The sequence below is a fragment of the Streptomyces violaceus genome (assembly GCF_036014075.1).
Lineage (GTDB): Bacteria > Actinomycetota > Actinomycetes > Streptomycetales > Streptomycetaceae > Streptomyces > Streptomyces violaceus.
Map to the genome: position 1 here is coordinate 810,144 of NZ_CP107911.1, position 16,150 is coordinate 826,293.

Below are 16,150 nucleotides of genomic sequence, written 5' to 3' on the forward strand. Positions count from 1 at the left end.
GAGAGGGGCCGCAGCCGTTGCCGGCTGCGGCCCCTCCGGCGTTTCTCGACCGTGTCAGACCGCTTGGGGCAGCTGCTCGGTCCGGTGGATCGGGGTCCCCGAGCCAGTGAGCGGCAGACCCGTTCCGCCACGCCGTGCCGCGACGATCTCCGCCGCGATGGACACGGCGGTCTCCTCGGGCGTACGAGCGCCCAGGTCGAGTCCGATCGGCGACCTCAGCCGGGCCAGCTCGTGCTCGCCGACGCCCGCTTCCCGCAGGCGCCGGTTGCGGTCCTGGTGGGTGCGGCGGGAGCCCATGGCACCGACGTAGGCGACCGGCAGTCGCAGGGCCTCCGTCAGCAGGGGCACGTCGAACTTCGCGTCGTGGGTGAGCACGCACAGCACCGTGCGTCCGTCGGTCTCCGTCGCCCTCAGATAGCGGTGGGGCCAGTCCACGACGATCTCGTCGGCGTCGGGGAAGCGGGCCCGGGTGGCGAAGACGGGGCGGGCGTCACACACGGTGACGTGATGGCCGAGCAGCTTCCCGGCCCGCACCAGGGCCGCCGCGAAGTCGATCGCACCGAAGACGATCATGCGGGGCGGCGGCACGGCCGACTCCACGAGCAGGGTGAGACCGCCCGGGCACTGCGAGCCGTCCTCGGAGAGCTCGACCGTGCCCGTGCGGCCGGCGTCCAGCAGGGCGCGGGCCTGGCTGATCGCCGCGCGGTCCAGGTCCGGGGTGCCGCCGAGACCGCCTTCGTGCGAGCCGTCGGGGCGTACGAGCACCGCCCGGCCGAGGAGGTCGGCGGGCCCCCGGGCCACCCGGGCGAGAGCCACCGGTTCGCCGCGGGCGGCCGCCGACAGCGCGGTGGCCGGGGCCGTCCGGCCGGCGTCGTACGGGGTGATCATGACGTCGATGGTTCCCCCGCAGGTCAGACCGACGGCGAAGGCGTCCTCGTCGCTGTAGCCGAACCGCTCGACGAGCGTCTCGCCCTCCTGGAGAGCATGGAGGCAGAGGTCGTACACGGCTCCTTCCACGCAGCCCCCGGAGACCGAGCCGATGACGGTGCCGTCGGCGCAGACGGCCAGGGCGGCGCCGGGAGGGCGCGGGGCGCTGCCGCCGACGGCGACGACCGTGGCGACGGCGAACTCCCGGCCCTCCTCGATCCACTCGTGCAGCTGCCCGGCCAGGTCAAGCATCGCCGCCCGCCATCAGGACACGGTCGGGCCGGATCGGCAGGTTCCGGTGGCGTACGCCGGTCGCGTGCCACACGGCGTTGGCGACCGCCGCGGCGGCACCCACGATGCCGATCTCACCGATGCCCTTGATGCCGACCGGGTCGTCCGGGTCGGGGTCGTCGACCCAGTCGGCCTCGATGTGGGGCACGTCGGCGTGCGCGGCGACGTGGTAACCCGCGAGGTCGGCGCCGTAGAGGCCGCCGCTGGCCCGGTCCCGTACGGCCTCCTCGTGCAGGGCCATGGAGATGCCCCAGGTCATGCCGCCGACGAACTGGTTGCGGGCGGTGAGCGGGTTGACGATCCGGCCGGCCGCGAAGATGCCCAGCATGCGGCGTACGCGGACCTCGCCGGTGGCCGGATCGACGGCGACCTCGGCGAACTGCGCCCCGAAGGAGTGCCGCTCCTTCTGGGCGAGGGCACCGATGGCCTCGGACGTGTCGGACCGTACGGTGATGCCCTCCGGCGGGATGTCGGCGCCCGGCGCGAGACTCCGGCGCAGCTCGTCGGCGGCGGCCGTGACGGCCCAGGCCCAGGAGCGGGTACCCATCGAGCCGCCGGCGATCATCGCCGGGCCGAGGTCGCTGTCCCCGATGTGTACCCGGACGCGGTCCGTCACCACTTCCAGCGCGTCGGCGGCGACCAGCGTCAGCGCGGTCCTGGCGCCGGTGCCGATGTCAGCGGCGTTGATCCGCACCGTGAAGGTGCCGTCCGCCTCCGCGGTGACGGCCGCCGTGGAGGGCATGGCTCCGGCGGGGAAGGAGGCGGCGGCGGTGCCCGTGCCGAGCAGCCAGCGGCCGTCGCGGCGCACCCCCGGCCGCGGGTCCCGCTCCGCCCAGCCGAACCGGCGGGCGCCCTCCCGGAAGCAGGCGATCAGGTTGCGGCTGCCGAACGGCAGCCCCGACACCGGGCCCACCTCGGGCTCGTTGCGGATGCGCAGCTCGATCGGGTCGAGGCCGCACCGCTCGGCGAGTTCGTCGAGCGCCGACTCCAGCGCGAACGAGCCCGATGCCTCACCCGGGGCGCGCATCCACGTCGGGGTCGGTACGTCGAGCCGCACGAGCCGGCTGGCCGTGTGGTGGGCGTCGGCGGCGTACATGGACCGGCCCGCCGCGGCGCTCGGCTCGACGAACTCGTGCACGGTCGAGGTGAGGTTCAGGGACCGGTGCTCCAGCGCGCGCAGCCGCCCGTCCGCGTCCGCGCCGAGCCTGACCCGCTGGGCCGTGGGGCTGCGGTACCCGGCGAGCGAGAACATCTGCCGGCGGGTCATGACGACCCTGACCGGGCGCTGCAGAACGGTCGCGGCCATCACGGCGCCCACCTGGTGCGCACGGACACCCTTGCTGCCGAAGCCGCCGCCGACGTGCTCGGACCGCACCCGCACGGAGGCCGGGTCGAGGGAGAACAGGTTGGCGAGCTCACCGGCGACCCAGATGGTGCCCTGGTTGGAGTCGACGACTTCGAGCCGGCCGCCCTCCCACCGGGCCGTCGCCGCGTGCGGCTCCATCGGGTTGTGGTGTTCCTCCGGAGTGGTGTACTCCGCGTCCAGCACGACGGCGGACGCCGCGATCTCGGCCTCCAGGTCGCCCTTCTCGACCACGGCCGGCATGTGGCCGTCGAGCGCGTACGCCTCGGTCTGCCGCTCGGCGGAGAACGCGACGTCGTGCGGCTCCTGGTCGTAGTGGACCAGGAGGGACTCGGCGGCCTCCCGGGCCTGTTCGGACGTCTCGGCGACGACCAGCGCCACCGGCCAGCCCAAGTGGGCCACCCGGTCGTGCTGGAAGAGGGCGATGCTCGGGTCCGGGGCCATGCCCATCAGTCCGGCGTAGTCGGTGTCGAGGCGCGGGGCGTTCTGATGGTGGAGCACGGCGAGGACACCGGGCATTCCGAGCACGGCCTCGGTGTCCAGGGCGCGGACCCGGCCGCGGGCGACGGTGGACAGCACCAGCCAGCCGTGGGCGAGTTCGGCGAACGGGATCTCGCCGGCGTAGCGGGCGGCGCCGGTGACCTTGTCGCGGCCTTCCACGCGGGTGTGCGCGGAGCCGACGGAGCCCCTGGTGGCGGTCGTCATCGGGTGGCCTCCTCGGCGAGTTCGCTCAGCACGGCCACGACGAGGTTGCGCATCAGGGTCACCTTGTATCCGTTGTGGGGCAGGGGCCTGGCGGCGGCCAGTTCGAGCTCCGCGGCGGCCGCGAAGGTCTCGGCGTCGGCGGGTGCGCCGCGCAGGACGCCCTCGGCCGCACGGGCCCGCCAGGGCCGGGAGGCGACGGCCCCGAAGGCCAGGCGCACGTCGTGCACGACGCCGTCCCGGACGTCGAGCGCGGCGGCGATCGAGCCGATGGCGAAGGCGTACGAGGCGCGCTCGCGGACCTTGCGGTAGCGGGAGTGGGCCGCGACCGGGGTGGGCGGCAGGGTGACACCGGTGATCAGCGCGCCCGGCGGCAGGGCGGTCTCCAGATGCGGGGTCTCCCCCACCGGCAGATAGAAATCGGCGAGCGGCACCTCCCCCGGCCCGTCCGCCGTCTCGTACGACACGGTCGCGTCGAAGGCGGCCAGGGCCACGCCCATGTCGGAAGGGTGGGTGGCCACGCAGTGGTCGGAGGCGCCGAGGACGGCGTGGTTGTGGTGCTCGCCCTCGATCGCGGGGCAACCGCTGCCCGGGCTGCGCTTGTTGCAGGGGGCGGTGACGTCCGCGAAGTAGCCGCAGCGGGTGCGCTGGAGCAGGTTGCCGCCCACGGTGGCCATATTGCGCAGCTGCCCGGAGGCACCGGCCAGTACGGCCTGTGCCAACGCCGGGTAGCGGCGCCGGACCTCGGGGTGCGCCGCGAGGTCGCTGTTGGTGACGGTCGCCCCGATGCGCAGCCCGCCGTCCTCGGTGGGCTCGATGCGGTTCAGTGGCAGTTCGCGTACGTCGACGAGGAGGGCGGGTCGCTCGACGCCCGTCTTCATCAGGTCGACCAGGTTGGTGCCGCCGCCCAGGAAACGGGCTTCCCGGTCGCCTTCGAGCAGCGCCACGGCGCCGGAGACGTCGTACGCCCGCTGGTAGCCGAACTCCCTCATGCCGCCGCCCCCTTGGACTCGGCGGCCCGGGCCACGGCCTGGACGATCGACACGTACGCGCCGCACCGGCAGAGGTTGCCGCTCATGCGCTCCCGTATCTCCTCCGGCGTCAGGGGTGGTGGTCCCGCCTCGGGCCGTACGTCGTCGGTGGCCGCGCTCGGCCAGCCGGCCGCGTGCTCCTCGATCACCGCGATGGCCGAACAGATCTGTCCCGGCGTGCAGTAGCCGCACTGGAAGCCGTCCAGTTCGAGGAACGCCTGCTGCACCGGGTGCAGCCGGTCGCCCTCGGCCACGCCTTCGATGGTGGTGATCTCGCGCCCTTCGGCCGCCACGGCCAGCTGCAGACAGGCGACGCTCCGGCGACCGTCGACCAGGACGGTGCACGCGCCGCACTGCCCCTGATCACAGCCTTTTTTCGTGCCGGTCATATCGAGTCGTTCGCGCAGGGCGTCGAGCAGCGTGGTGCGGTGGTCGACGGTCAGCGTGTACTTCTCGCCGTTGACGGACAGGGTGAGGTCGCTGGACGTCGATGGGGGCATGGAAGCCTTCTCTCGTGTCGCGAGGCCAGGAGACGGGGGCGCTGCGGGTGGCGGTGCCGGTTCGTGACCGGGCAGGATGCGGGCGGGTAGGCCGGGGCCGCGGCCGTCGCGGGCTGTCCGCGCGGACGGCACACCGATACGATGGGGCAAGCGGACAGTTGTCCGTTACCCGGAAACGTAACGGACAACTGTCCGGTTAACAAGGGCCGGGTTTCGGCCATAGGACCGCGAGGAGGGCGAGTGCGGCAGAAGAAGGACGCTCCTCTGCGCTCGGACGCGCAACGCAATCGCGAGCGCATCCTGGAGGTGGCGCTGGCCGAACTGACCCGTTCGGCGGACGCGCCGCTGAGCACGATCGCCAAGAAGGCGTGCGTCGGGCAGGGGACCTTCTACCGCCACTTCCCCAGCCGTGAGGCACTCGTCCTGGAGATCTACCGCCACGAGATGCAGCAGGTCGCCGACACCGCCGAACTGCTCCTCGAGAGCCGGGAACCCGACCGGGCGCTGCGCGAGTGGATGGACCGGCTCGCGCGGTTCGCCATGGCCAAGGCGGGCTTGGCCGACGCCATCCGCCAGGCCACCAGCGCACCGGGGCAGCCCGCGAAGCCGGGACACGCCCCGGTGACGGAGGCGGCCGAACTCCTGCTGCGCGCCGCCGAGCAGGCCGGCACCATCCGCCCGGGGGTCACCGCGGACGATCTCTTCCTCACGATCGGCGGCCTCTGGACGATCGACCCCCACACCGACTGGCAACCACGCGCCACCCGACTCCTGGACCTGGTCATGGACGCGCTGCGGGTGGGGGCGCCGGGACGCTGAGGGCCCGCCCCTCGGGCGATGCCCGACGCAGGCGACCGCGGGCGGTCAGGCGACCGCCGTAGGGGCCAGTTCGCGCAGTTCCCGCAGGGCCGCCGTGACCGCCGGGCGGGCGTGGCCGCCGCCACGGGTGCAGGTCAGGAGCTTGCGGTGGGGGTTGCCTGTGCAGCGGACCCGGGTGATCGGGAGGTGTGGGGTCAGGTGGGCCAGGCGCGGGACGAGGGCGACGCCGAGCCGGTGGGCGACGAGGTGGGCGGCGACGTTCCAGTCGAGGGCGTGGTGGACGACCTCGGGGGTGAATCCTGCCGCGCCGCAGGCGGACAGGACGTGCGGGCGGCAGGGGCTCTCCTCCACCGGCGCGATCCACGTCTCGCGCGCCGCCTCGGCGAGGTCGACCCGGGTCCGCCCGGCGAGCCGGTGCCCTTCGGGGACGACCAGGTCGAACGGGTCGTCCAGCAGCGGCTGCTGGTCGAACCGCGTGTCGCTCAGCGGCGGGTTGAGCGGGGTGGCCTCGACGATCGCGAGGTCGGTCTCCCCCTCGAAGAGCAGGTCGAAGCTCTCCGGGACACCCACCTCGGCGATCCGTACGGACAGCCGCGGATGCCGCTCGCCCAGCCGGGCCGCCATCGGGGCCAGCAGCACCGAGATCGCCACGGGGAAACCGGTCACACGCAGCACCCCGGACGGCGCTCCGTGGTCGGCCCGTAGATCGAGTTCGGCCAGATCCCAGCGGGCCTGGATGGCGTCGGCGTGCGCCAGGAGGCTCTCGGCGGCCGACGTGAGGCGCACCCCGCGCCCCTGGGGCTCCAGCAGTTCGACGTCCAGGTCACGGGCGAGCTGCCGGATCTGCTGGGAGGCGGCGGACGGGGTGAAGTGCAGGGCCCGGGCCGCCGCCGTGACCGTGCCGTAGTGGGAGACCGCCCTGAGGACGTGCAGCCTGCGCAGGTCAATCATGTAGGCCACGCTTCACAATGTCGTCCACAAAGTCAACCTGGACGTGTACGGAGATCTCGACGCACCCTGGCTGTGTCGCGACGGTCAACCAGCCACGACGTACGAGGAGTCAGTCATGACCAGCACCCACGCCACCGCCTGCCCGCACTGCGGCTGGCCGGACGGGGGCGAGCCGTTCCAGGTGCTGTCCCGGCACACCACCGCCACGGGCCGCACGGAGTGGACGCGCTGCGGCTGCGGCTCACTGCAGGTCCGGGTCGTCGACGGCTGCGGGACCCGCGTCGTCTCCCGCGGCGGGCCGGCCTCCGGCTCCGCTCCGGCGCGCTCGGGCACGGCGAGCCGCTGAGCGCTCAGGCCCCGCCGTGCCGCGCCAGCCGCTCCCCCAGCGGGCTGCGCCGGTAGAGCACACGGCGGCCGTCGCGGGCCCGGGTGACCAGGCCCGTCGCGTGCAGGACTCGCAGGTGCTGGGACACGGCGCTCGGGGTCACACCCAGGCGCCGGGCCAGCTCCACCGTCGGGAGCGGATCGGCCAGCAGCCGCAGCAGCGTGGTGCGGGGCGCGCCGAGCAGGGCCGCGAGGGCGGGGGCGTCCGGCTCGGGTTCCGGCTCCCACAGGGTCCCTGCGCCCCGGCTCGGGTAGGCGAGCATCGGCGGTTCCGCGGCGCTGACCGGGGGCGCCGGCTGGTGCGCGAACAGGGAGGGGACCAGGCGCAGGCCCCGCCCCGAGCCGTCCACGTGGTGGCGTCCGCGCATCCGGTCGATCCGCAGGACACCGTCGTCCTCCCAGCGCAGGTTGCGGTGCAGGTCGGAGAAGAGCAGCCGGGCGCCGCCGGTAGCCAGCCGCCGTGCCCGGTGGGTGATGTCGGCCTCCAGGACGAGCCGCATCCGGGGCCAGGACGGCAGCAGCGCGGACTCCCAGTAGCGGCGCAGGAGTGCGCACAGCTCCTCCAGCAGCTCCGCGACCGGCGCGTCACCGGGCGCGGTGACCGCCCGCAGGACGTCCGGCAGGGGCCCGGGTGCGTGGGCGGCGAGCAGGTCGCGGCGCACGGTCTCCTCGGGTGTGGCGCGTACGACGGTGAGCTGCTCGTCGAGGGTGGGCGCGAAGGATGTCGGCCTGGGGGTCAGGAAGTCCGGCAGGGCCAGGGTGTCACCCACCAGGGCCGCCAGCAGCCGGGCGTCGGCCGGGTCGAGTCCCTGGAGCACGGCGGCGCGCCACCGGACGTGCAGCGGGTAGAGGGCGGGGGCGCGCAGAGCGCGCAGGCTGCCCATCACCTCGCGCAGGGGCGAGATCGCGAAGCGGGTGTCGGCGAGGTCCTCGACGTCGAGCCGGAAGCTGATCATTAAGGCCCCCGCTACATCCTTTGGCAACCGCCCGGCCATGGCGTGGACTTCGGCCCATGACGGATCACGACCACCGGCAGCGTACAGCGCACCCGGGCGCGAGCCCCCGGCTGATCCTGGTGCTGGCCCTCGTCTGCGGCGCGGCCGTGGGCAACGTGTACTTCCCGCAGGCCATCAGCCCGTTGGTGGCATCCGGTCTGCACGTCTCGCCCGACGCGGCCGGCGCCGTCGTCACCGCGACCCAGTTCGGCTACGCGGCCGGGATCTGCCTGCTCGTCCCGCTCGGCGACCGCCTTCCGCACCGTCCGCTGCTGGTCACGCTCCTCACGGTCACCGGCTTCGGGCTGCTCGCCGCGAGCGCCGCGCCGGGGCTGGTACCGCTGGTGGGGCCAGTGCCCTGGTAGGGGTGACGACGGTGGTCGCGCCGCTCGCCGGTCCGCTCGCGGCCCGTCTGGTGCCGAAGGAACGGCTCGGCGTCACCGGCGGCACACTGCTGAGCGGCTCCCTCGCGGGCATGCTGCTGTCGCGCACCGTCGGCGGTGCCCTCGGTGACCGGCTGGGCTGGCGGGCGCCGTACGTCCTGGCCGCCGTGCTGTCCCTGGCGGTGGCCGCCCTGTCGGCCCGCCTCCTGCCACGGACGCCCCCGCCCTCCGCCCAGCGCTACCCGGCGCTCCTCGCCGAGCCGCTGCGTCTGCTGCGCACGGAACCCGGGCTGCGCCGCTCCTGCCTGTACCAGGCCCTGGTGTTCGCCGGTTTCTCCGCCGTGTGGACAGGGGTGGCCCCGCTGCTCACGGGTCCGGCGTACGGCATGGGCGCGGGGGCCGTGGGACTGCTCGCCCTGGTCAACGCGGTGACCATGGTGTGCACGCCCGTCGCGGGCCGCCAGGTCGACCGGCGCGGGCCGGACGCGGTCAACCGGGTGTGCTTCCTGGTGGTGGGCGCCTCGGCCGCGGTGCTGGCGCTGGGCGGTCTCGGCGGTGCGGTGGGGGTGGCGGCCCTGGTCGTGGGCACGCTGCTGCTCGATGTCGGCATGCAGTCCGGGATGGTGGCCAACCAGGTGCGGATCCAGGCGCTGCGGGCCGAGGTGCGCAGCCGGCTCACCACCGCGTACATGACCTGCGCGTATCTTGGTGGCGCCGTCGGCTCGTGGCTGGGCATGCGTGCGTACGGCCGCTTCGAGTGGCCGGGCGTGTGCGTGCTGGTCGCCGCGCTCACCGCGGTCGCCCTCACCCATCACATGAGCGCCACCCGACGCCGGAGCGCCACCCGCCGTACGGCGGGCAGGTTCCGCCGCTCGGCGGCGTCCGCGACCGGGGCGTCTGGACCGACCATGACAGCACGAGCCGCCGTGACCTCGCGTGAGGAGACGCCATGACGCACGTTCCGCCGCCGTTCGACCCCGAACTCGCCGGGGCCCTGGAGCTGATCAAGGGCATGATCAGCCCGGGTCTCACCCTGGACGAGATCGCACCCGGTCGGGTCGTCACGAAGCAGGACGGGGCAGAACCCGGCACGGGTACTGCGGAGCATGCCGGGCCGGCGCCCGGCCAGGCCATCGCAGGGGACACCGGGGCCACCCCCAGCCAGATCGACGCGAAGCAAGCCGGCGCCGCACCCGGCGTGGCCATGGTCGTCACGAAGCAGGGCCGGGCAGAACCGGGTGTGGTCATCGCGGAGGACACCGGGGCGGCACCCGGCCAGGTCGTCGCACAGCGGACCGGAGCCGCACCCCGCACCGTCGTCGCGGAGTCCGCCGCGCCCGTGCTCGGTGTCGTCGACGCGGTGATACTCGAGCGCGCCGCCGTTGCCCTGCGGCTCGTTCTCGACCGTACTCGTGGCCGGGCCCCGGCCGATGACCCGGCGTTGGTCGAGACCCTCCTCGACGCCACGGCGCCGGAACAGGCCCGCCTGTACGCCGCCCGTCGGCTCGGCCTGGACGCCACGGCACCGGCGCGGGTCCTCGCCCCGCTGAACAACCGGCCGCTGGTCGTATCCGCCGGGAGGGAAGGCGCCTCGCACGGGGGCCCGGGCGTCGCGGAGTCCCGCCCGGCTGCCCCGGATGCCCGCTTCGCTGCCGGCCGGCTCGGCGTCGGGCCCGCCGTGCCCGTGCTCGAACTGCCCCGGTCATGGGCGGAGGCCCGTACCGCCCTGCGGTTCACCTCCGAGGGCACCCCGCAGGACCCGGGGCCGCGAGTCGTGTACGCCGATGAGCTGGGCGGGATCGCCCTGCTCGCCGACCTCGTCGTACCCGGCGCCGAGCCGCCGCCCGACGTCCGTGCCGTGGAAACGGCCGCGGCGACCGCGCCCTGGTTGCCGGCCACTCTGCACGCGGTCGCGTCCACAGCGAGCCTGCGGGCGGCGGCCGCGGGGATCAACGTCCATCACTCCACGCTCCAGGACCGGCTGACGCACGCGGAGCACCTGCTCGGCTGGCCGGTACGCACCCCGCAGGGTCGGCTCCGGCTCCAACTGGCCCTGGCCATGCGGCGCCTGGCCCGCCCTTAGGGCCTGTCGTTCGGATCAGGCCGCAGACGCGGGGCGGCGCTGACAAGGTGCGGCCGATTCCCTGCGACCTGACCCACACGGCAGGCCCTGGCCGACCGGCCGCGCGAGGACCACCCCGTTGTGATACGACCCGCCGTGATCCAGATCGCGCCCATGGCCCGTGCCACGGCCCGCCGCCCGGGAGAGACTGTCCGGGCGCCGTCCGTACGAGGTTCAGGAGCATGAGGCATGAGCGTGCAGCGCTATCCCCTGTCCGGGGTCACGGTGGTCAGTGTGGAGCAGGCCGTGGCCGCGCCCTACGCCACCCGGCAGCTCGCCGACCTCGGCGCTCGTGTGATCAAGGTCGAGCGGCCGGGCGGCGGCGACTTCGCCCGCCGTTACGACACGACCGTGCACGGCCACTCCAGCTATTTCGTGTGGCTCAACCGGTCCAAGGAGTCCCTCACGCTGGACCTCAAGGACCCCCGCGGCCGCGAGATCCTGCACGACCTCCTCGACGGCGCCGACGTGTTCGTGCAGAACCTCGCCCCGGGCGCCGCCGGCCGTCTCGGCCTGGACCCGGCCACCGTCACGAGCCACCGCCCCGGCCTGATCCCGTGCACGATCTCCGGCTGGGGCACGACCGGCCCCTGGGCCGACCGCAAGGCCTACGACCTGCTCGTCCAGTGCCAGACCGGGCTGGTGTCCCTGACGGGAACCCCCGAGGGCACCGCCCGGACCGGGATCTCCGTGGCCGACATCGCCGCCGGGATGTACGCCTACAGCGGCGTCCTCACCGCCCTGTACACCCGCGCCACCACCGGCGAGGCCCATCCGGTGGAGGTGTCCCTGTTCGAGGCGCTCGCGGAGTGGATGGGCCAGCCCGCCTACTACACCCGGCACGGCGGCATCCAGCCCCCGCGCCTCGGCACCCAGCACGCCACCATCGCTCCGTACGGGACGTACACGGCCGCCGACGGCAAGGAGGTGCTGTTCTCCATCCAGAACGAGCGGGAGTGGGCGGCCCTGTGCACGGAGTTCCTCGGCCGGCCGGAGCTGGTCGACGATCCCCTCTTCGCCACCGCCTCCGACCGGGTCGCCCACCGCGAGGAGCTCAACACCGTCGTCGCCGGCCGTTTCGCCCGCTCCGGCTCCGACGAGATCCTCAAGGACCTGGAGCGCATCGGCATCGCCTGCGCCGGGGTCAACGACGTCGCCGCGTTCCTGGACCACCCCGTGCTGGCCGACCGCGGCCGCTGGGCCGAGGTCGCTGTGCCGGGCGCCACCGTCGACGCCCTGCTCCCGCCCGCCGACCTCGCGGGCCTGCCCGCGCGCATGGACCCCGTGCCGGCGGTCGGCGAACACACCTGGGCGATCCTCACCGAACTGGGCCGCACCGACGAGGAGGTGTCGGCCCTGCGCGCGGACGGCGTCGTCTGACGCACCGACCCGTGGGAGGACCTACCGCGACTCGGCGGCCCGCCGCGCCTCCTCCTCCGCCTCCTCGGCCTCCTGCTTCTTCGAGGCCCGCAGGCTGGTGATCGTCGTGACGGTCAGGACCAGCACGATGAAGCCCAGCGAGAAGGGGATGCTGATCTCGGGCACATGGACGCCCGACTCGTGCAGGGCGTGCAGCACCAGCTTCACGCCGATGAAGCCGAGGATGATCGACAGGCCGTAGGAGAGGTGGACCAGCTTCTTCAGCAGGCCGCCGATGAGGAAGTACAGCTGACGCAGGCCCATCAGCGCGAAGGCGTTCGCGGTGAACACGATGTACGGGTCCTGCGTCAGGCCGTAGATCGCGGGGATGGAGTCGAGGGCGAACAGCACGTCGGTGGAGCCGATCGCGAGCATCACGACCAGCATCGGGGTCATGATCCGCTTGCCGTTCTCGGTGATGAACAGCTTCGTGCCGTGGTAGCGGTCGGCCACCCCGAAACGCTTCTCCGCCATCTTCAGCAGCTTGTTCTCCTGGTACTCCTCCTCGTGCTGGTCCTTGCGCGCGTCCTGGACCAGCTTCCACGCGGTCCAGATCAGGAAGGCGCCGAAGAGGTAGAACACCCAGGAGAAGGCGGAGATGATCGCCGCGCCGGCCGCGATGAAGACGGCCCGCAGCACCAGGGCCACCAGCACGCCGACCATCAGCACCCGCTGCTGGTACTGCGAGGGCACCGCGAACTTCCCCATGATCAGGACGAACACGAAGAGGTTGTCCACGCTCAGTGACTTCTCGGTGATGTACCCGGCGAAGAACTCCCCTGTGGGCCCGCTCCCACCGAAGTACCAGAGCCCCAGCCCGAACAGCACGGCCAGGACGATCCACACCACCGTCCACGTCCCGGCTTCCTTGATCGACACGTCGTGGGGCTTGCGGCCGACGAAGAAGTCGACGGCGACGAGCACGCACAGAGCTGCCACGGTCAGCAGCCACACGGAGAGCGAGACGTTCACTGTTGCTCCTGATGCAGGTGTGGGGTTGGGACATCGTTGTCCGCTGTGGCTGATTTCCGCCACACCTGCCAGGTGAACAATTGGTCAAAGCTGCACGTGGAGCGCTTCCAGGACGTCCTGGTCCGTCAGTTGGTCGAAGTTCTCGTACCAGAGACCCACGGCCATGAACGCGGCCGGCTGGTGCAGACAGAGCACCTCGTCGGCCTCGGCGCGCATCAGCTCCGCCGCCTCCGGCGAGCACACCGGTGCGGCCAGCACCAGCCGTGCGGGCGCCTGACGGCGTACGGAGCGCAGGGCGGCGCGGGCCGTGGAACCGGTCGCCAGGCCGTCGTCGACGACGATCACCGTCCGTCCGCGCAGGTCGGGCGCGGGGCGGCCCTGCCGGTACAGCCGCTCGCGGCGGCGCAGTTCCGCGCGCTCCCGTTCGATGACGGGGGCGAGGGCGGCCACCCCGAGGCCCAGGTGACGCAGGGCGTCCTCGTCGAGGAGCGGCACCTCGTCCCCGGCCATCGCGCCGACGCCGTACTCCTCCTGGAAGGGCGCCCCGATCTTCCGTACGACGAGCACGTCGAGCGGGGCGTCCAGCGCCGCCGCGACCTCGCTCGCCACGGCGACCCCGCCGCGGGGCAGGGCGAGGACGATCGGACGGGGCAGAGCCCCTTCGTCCTGCCGGGCGCGCAGCTTCTCGGCCAGTTCCCGGCCTGCCTGCCGGCGATCGCGGAACCGCATGACGGTCACCTCTGCTTCCCGCACGGAGAGGGCCCTCGGCCGGCCCGGCCTCCGCGTACCCCCTGCCCGGCGGCCGACGCACCGGCGGCCGGGTCCGGCCGGTGTCAGCCCGCCGGGGTGCTCAGCCGCTCGTCGCACCACTGCCGGGCCGCCTCGGTGACCCGGTCCAGCGTGCCCGGCTCCTCGAACAGATGGGTGGCGCCGGGCACCACGTGGAGGGTGTGCGGGGCGTGCAGCCGCCGGGCCGCTTCCTCGTTGAGCCGCAGCACGTGCTGGTCCCGGCCGCCCACGATGAGCAGCACCGGGGCCCGGACGGCGTCCAGGGCGTCGCCCGCCAGGTCGGGCCGGCCGCCGCGCGAGACGACCGCCACGACCCGGCCGGGCCGTTCGGCGGCGGCGACCAGGGCCGCGCCCGCGCCGGTACTGGCGCCGAACAGCACGACGGGCAGGTTCTGGGTGCCGTACCACTGCTCCAGCCAGTCGATGGCGGCCACCAGCCGGCGTCCCAGCAGGGGGATGTCGAAGCGGAGTTCGGCGGTGCGCAGGTCCTGCCGTTCCTCCTCCTCGGTGAGCAGGTCGATCAGCAGGGTGCCGAGTCCGGCGGTGCGCAGGCCGGCGGCGACCTCGCGGTTGCGGGGGCTGTGCCGGGAGCTGCCGCTGCCGTGCGCGAACAGAACGACCGCGCGGGCGTCCGGCGGCAGGTTCAGATCACCGGTGAGCGCGGCGCCGCCGGCGGGCACGGTGACCGTCTGGGTGATCATCGGAGGTCTCCTCTCCCCCGGTTCCTTCGGTTTCCCCCGGTTCCCTCGGTGGGTCCTGCCGTCCGCCTACCCACGCCACGGCAGGCGTCCCGCGTGAGGCATGGCGCGATCTGTGGGATGCGTGTCGTTGACGCCATGACCCGGACGCGTGGAGCGTGGACATGTGACTCCGCGAGTGACTTCACGTCGTATCGTCTTTGTCGTTTTCGACGGCTTCCAGCCGCTCGATCTCACCGGCCCGCACGAGGTGTTCCACAGCGCGGGCGACTACGCCTGCGAGATCGTGGCGTCCCGGCCGGGACCGGTCAGGTCGGCCAGCGGGCTGCTCGTGCACGCCGCGCACGGCGTGGCGGACCTCGACCCGGCCGCGACGGACACCCTGGTGGTGGTCGGCGGCCAGGGTGTCGACCGGGCCAGGGAGGACGCGGCGCTGGTGTCCTGGATCGCCGCCGCCGCGGCCGGTGCCCGGCGCGTCACCTCGGTGTGCAGCGGGGTGTTCCTGCTGGCGGCCGCGGGGCTGCTGGACGGGCGGCGCGTCACCACGCACTGGGCCCGGGAGGAGCAGCTGGCCCGGGAGCATCCCGAGGTGCGTGTGGACTGCGACCCGATCTTCGTCCGGGACGGGCGGGTGTGGACCTCGGCCGGGGTGACCTCGGGCATGGATCTGGCGCTCGCCCTGGTGGAGGACGACCTGGGCCGGGACGTCGCGCACGCGGTGGCCCGCCGGCTGGTGCTGTTCCTGCGCCGTCCGGGCGGCCAGTCGCAGTTCAGCGTGGCGCTCTGGTCGCGGCAGCCGGCGACCGACCCGGTGCGGGCCGCCGTCGGCGCGATCCACGCCGATCCGGGCGCCCGGCACGACATCGCCGGCCTCGCCGCGCACGCCGGGCTGAGCCCGCGTCACCTCCAGCGCCGCTTCACCTCGGAACTGGGCGTGCCGCCCGCCACGTATGTCGAGCGGGTGCGCGTCGAGGCCGCCCAGCGTGCGCTCACCGAGGGGGACGAACCGGTCGAGGCGATCGCCCGCCGCTGCGGCTTCGCCACGGCCGAGACCCTGCGCCGCACGTTCCACCGCCGGCTCGGCGTCGCGCCGTCGGACTACCGCGCCCGGTTCCGTTCCACCACGGGACCCGCCGGCGCCCACCATGTCTCAGAGGAAGGGGAAACCGCATGACGACCTACGGACTGCTGGTCTTCGAGGAAGCCGAGGAGCTCGACTTCGTAGGGCCCTGGGAGGTCTTCAACGTCTCCGCCCGACTGCGCGACAGCGCCGACACGGCTGTGCTCGTCGCCGAACATCCCGGCCCGGTGCGCTGCAACAAGGGCCTGCGCGTGCTGCCCGACCACACCCTGGACGATCATCCGCCCCTGGACGTGCTGCATGTGCCGGGCGGGCGGGGCGCGCGTGAGGTCCAGCTCCACAACCCGGTGGTCACCGACTGGATCGGGAGGACGGCGGAGCGGGCCGCCTGGGTGCACGGCGTGTGCACCGGCACCTTCCTGCTGCACGCGGCGGGGCCCGCCCGCGGACGCCGGGTGGCCACGCACTGGAGCCAGGAGGACGCCCTCGAGGCGCGGGGCGACGTGACGGTCGTCAGGGACGCCCGCTATGTCGTGGACGGCAACCTGGTCACCAGCCAGGGCGTCTCGGCCGGCATCGACAGCGCGCTGTGGCTCGTCGGCCGGCTGCACGGCCGGGACCACGCGCGGGCCGTGCGCCGCTACATCCAGTACGACCCGGCTCCGCCGTACCTCGCGGACGAGCCCCTCTGACCGCTGCGGGCGGCCGACGCTGCATGGGTGG

General features: G+C 73.6%; 17 protein-coding genes. 8 read left to right on the forward strand and 9 right to left on the reverse strand.

What is annotated here, in order from left to right; translation table 11 throughout:
• Positions 1-54: 54 nt before the first annotated feature.
• The 4 genes from OG542_RS03735 to OG542_RS03750 are packed head-to-tail and all read right to left on the reverse strand — an operon-like array spanning position 55 to position 4,814.
• Positions 55-1,179 (reverse strand): XdhC/CoxI family protein, encoded by a 1,125-nt coding sequence (locus tag OG542_RS03735; protein WP_328408155.1) that lies wholly within the window; start codon positions 1,177-1,179, stop codon positions 55-57.
• Positions 1,172-3,286 carry a xanthine dehydrogenase family protein molybdopterin-binding subunit gene (locus OG542_RS03740; protein ID WP_328408157.1) on the reverse strand — a complete coding sequence of 705 codons (2,115 nt, stop codon included), beginning with the start codon at positions 3,284-3,286 and terminating at the stop codon, positions 1,172-1,174. The genes OG542_RS03735 and OG542_RS03740 overlap by 8 nt, the downstream gene beginning before the upstream one ends.
• Positions 3,283-4,275 (reverse strand): FAD binding domain-containing protein, encoded by a 993-nt coding sequence (locus OG542_RS03745; RefSeq protein ID WP_311129106.1) that lies wholly within the window; start codon positions 4,273-4,275, stop codon positions 3,283-3,285. Before OG542_RS03745 ends, OG542_RS03740 begins: the two co-directional genes overlap by 4 nt.
• Entirely contained in the window at positions 4,272-4,814 is a 543-nt protein-coding gene (locus OG542_RS03750) for a (2Fe-2S)-binding protein (protein WP_189722410.1), read from the reverse strand. The genes OG542_RS03745 and OG542_RS03750 overlap by 4 nt, the downstream gene beginning before the upstream one ends.
• Before the next feature lie 240 nt (positions 4,815-5,054).
• On the opposite strand from OG542_RS03750, the gene OG542_RS03755 reads away from it, so the two are divergent.
• Positions 5,055-5,633 (forward strand): TetR/AcrR family transcriptional regulator, encoded by a 579-nt coding sequence (locus tag OG542_RS03755; protein ID WP_311129105.1) that lies wholly within the window; start codon positions 5,055-5,057, stop codon positions 5,631-5,633.
• 45 nt (positions 5,634-5,678) lie between these two features.
• On the opposite strand, the gene OG542_RS03760 is transcribed toward OG542_RS03755, so the two are convergent.
• Complete coding sequence (locus OG542_RS03760) at positions 5,679-6,584, reverse strand: LysR family transcriptional regulator (RefSeq protein WP_328417751.1); 906 nt, start codon at positions 6,582-6,584, stop codon at positions 5,679-5,681.
• 115 nt (positions 6,585-6,699) lie between these two features.
• On the opposite strand from OG542_RS03760, the gene OG542_RS03765 reads away from it, so the two are divergent.
• Positions 6,700-6,930: a hypothetical protein gene (locus OG542_RS03765; protein WP_311129104.1), complete on the forward strand. Its 231-nt coding sequence runs from the start codon at positions 6,700-6,702 to the stop codon at positions 6,928-6,930.
• Positions 6,931-6,934: 4 nt separating this feature from the next.
• Here OG542_RS03765 and OG542_RS03770 read toward each other — a convergent pair whose 3' ends face one another.
• Positions 6,935-7,924 carry an ArsR/SmtB family transcription factor gene (locus tag OG542_RS03770; RefSeq protein ID WP_328408162.1) on the reverse strand — a complete coding sequence of 330 codons (990 nt, stop codon included), beginning with the start codon at positions 7,922-7,924 and terminating at the stop codon, positions 6,935-6,937.
• Positions 7,925-7,980: 56 nt separating this feature from the next.
• Between OG542_RS03770 and OG542_RS03775 the strand changes: the two genes are divergently transcribed.
• The 4 genes from OG542_RS03775 (at position 7,981) to OG542_RS03790 (ending at position 11,848) form a co-directional block, all read left to right on the forward strand.
• Entirely contained in the window at positions 7,981-8,328 is a 348-nt protein-coding gene (locus tag OG542_RS03775) for an MFS transporter (RefSeq protein ID WP_328408164.1), read from the forward strand.
• Positions 8,329-8,330: 2 nt separating this feature from the next.
• Positions 8,331-9,299 (forward strand): MFS transporter, encoded by a 969-nt coding sequence (locus tag OG542_RS03780; RefSeq protein WP_328408166.1) that lies wholly within the window; start codon positions 8,331-8,333, stop codon positions 9,297-9,299.
• The gene (locus OG542_RS03785; RefSeq protein WP_328408168.1) at positions 9,296-10,429 is read left to right on the forward strand and encodes a helix-turn-helix domain-containing protein; all 1,134 of its coding nucleotides are present in this window, start codon (positions 9,296-9,298) and stop codon (positions 10,427-10,429) included. Before OG542_RS03780 ends, OG542_RS03785 begins: the two co-directional genes overlap by 4 nt.
• Before the next feature lie 228 nt (positions 10,430-10,657).
• Positions 10,658-11,848: a CaiB/BaiF CoA transferase family protein gene (locus tag OG542_RS03790; protein WP_328408170.1), complete on the forward strand. Its 1,191-nt coding sequence runs from the start codon at positions 10,658-10,660 to the stop codon at positions 11,846-11,848.
• A gap of 21 nt (positions 11,849-11,869) precedes the next feature.
• On the opposite strand, the gene OG542_RS03795 is transcribed toward OG542_RS03790, so the two are convergent.
• The 3 genes from OG542_RS03795 to OG542_RS03805 all read right to left on the reverse strand — a co-directional run bounded on the left by OG542_RS03795 (position 11,870) and on the right by OG542_RS03805 (position 14,349).
• Positions 11,870-12,859 carry a TerC family protein gene (locus tag OG542_RS03795; RefSeq protein WP_328408172.1) on the reverse strand — a complete coding sequence of 330 codons (990 nt, stop codon included), beginning with the start codon at positions 12,857-12,859 and terminating at the stop codon, positions 11,870-11,872.
• Positions 12,860-12,943: 84 nt separating this feature from the next.
• Positions 12,944-13,588, reverse strand: a complete 645-nt coding sequence (locus tag OG542_RS03800; RefSeq protein WP_311129098.1) for a phosphoribosyltransferase — start codon at positions 13,586-13,588, stop codon at positions 12,944-12,946.
• A gap of 104 nt (positions 13,589-13,692) precedes the next feature.
• Positions 13,693-14,349: a dienelactone hydrolase family protein gene (locus tag OG542_RS03805; protein ID WP_311129097.1), complete on the reverse strand. Its 657-nt coding sequence runs from the start codon at positions 14,347-14,349 to the stop codon at positions 13,693-13,695.
• A 175-nt stretch (positions 14,350-14,524) separates the two neighbouring features.
• On the opposite strand from OG542_RS03805, the gene OG542_RS03810 reads away from it, so the two are divergent.
• Together OG542_RS03810 and OG542_RS03815 are read left to right on the forward strand one after the other, a co-directional pair.
• The gene (locus tag OG542_RS03810; protein WP_311129096.1) at positions 14,525-15,520 is read left to right on the forward strand and encodes a GlxA family transcriptional regulator; all 996 of its coding nucleotides are present in this window, start codon (positions 14,525-14,527) and stop codon (positions 15,518-15,520) included.
• Complete coding sequence (locus OG542_RS03815) at positions 15,517-16,119, forward strand: DJ-1/PfpI family protein (RefSeq protein ID WP_328408177.1); 603 nt, start codon at positions 15,517-15,519, stop codon at positions 16,117-16,119. Before OG542_RS03810 ends, OG542_RS03815 begins: the two co-directional genes overlap by 4 nt.
• The last annotated feature ends 31 nt before the right edge of the window (positions 16,120-16,150 follow it).

What these genes read in the sequence shown, in the direction of transcription:
- OG542_RS03735 (WP_328408155.1), bottom strand. Translation starts at nt 1,179, where the DNA reads ATGCTTGACCTGGCCGGGCAGCTGCACGAGTGGATCGAGGAGGGCCGG.
- OG542_RS03740 (WP_328408157.1), bottom strand. Translation starts at nt 3,286, where the DNA reads ATGACGACCGCCACCAGGGGCTCCGTCGGCTCCGCGCACACCCGCGTG.
- OG542_RS03745 (WP_311129106.1), bottom strand. Translation starts at nt 4,275, where the DNA reads ATGAGGGAGTTCGGCTACCAGCGGGCGTACGACGTCTCCGGCGCCGTG.
- OG542_RS03750 (WP_189722410.1), bottom strand. Translation starts at nt 4,814, where the DNA reads ATGCCCCCATCGACGTCCAGCGACCTCACCCTGTCCGTCAACGGCGAG.
- OG542_RS03760 (WP_328417751.1), bottom strand. Translation starts at nt 6,584, where the DNA reads ATGATTGACCTGCGCAGGCTGCACGTCCTCAGGGCGGTCTCCCACTAC.
- OG542_RS03765 (WP_311129104.1), top strand. Translation starts at nt 6,700, where the DNA reads ATGACCAGCACCCACGCCACCGCCTGCCCGCACTGCGGCTGGCCGGAC.
- OG542_RS03770 (WP_328408162.1), bottom strand. Translation starts at nt 7,924, where the DNA reads ATGATCAGCTTCCGGCTCGACGTCGAGGACCTCGCCGACACCCGCTTC.
- OG542_RS03775 (WP_328408164.1), top strand. Translation starts at nt 7,981, where the DNA reads ATGACGGATCACGACCACCGGCAGCGTACAGCGCACCCGGGCGCGAGC.
- OG542_RS03785 (WP_328408168.1), top strand. Translation starts at nt 9,296, where the DNA reads ATGACGCACGTTCCGCCGCCGTTCGACCCCGAACTCGCCGGGGCCCTG.
- OG542_RS03790 (WP_328408170.1), top strand. Translation starts at nt 10,658, where the DNA reads ATGAGCGTGCAGCGCTATCCCCTGTCCGGGGTCACGGTGGTCAGTGTG.
- OG542_RS03800 (WP_311129098.1), bottom strand. Translation starts at nt 13,588, where the DNA reads ATGCGGTTCCGCGATCGCCGGCAGGCAGGCCGGGAACTGGCCGAGAAG.
- OG542_RS03805 (WP_311129097.1), bottom strand. Translation starts at nt 14,349, where the DNA reads ATGATCACCCAGACGGTCACCGTGCCCGCCGGCGGCGCCGCGCTCACC.
- OG542_RS03815 (WP_328408177.1), top strand. Translation starts at nt 15,517, where the DNA reads ATGACGACCTACGGACTGCTGGTCTTCGAGGAAGCCGAGGAGCTCGAC.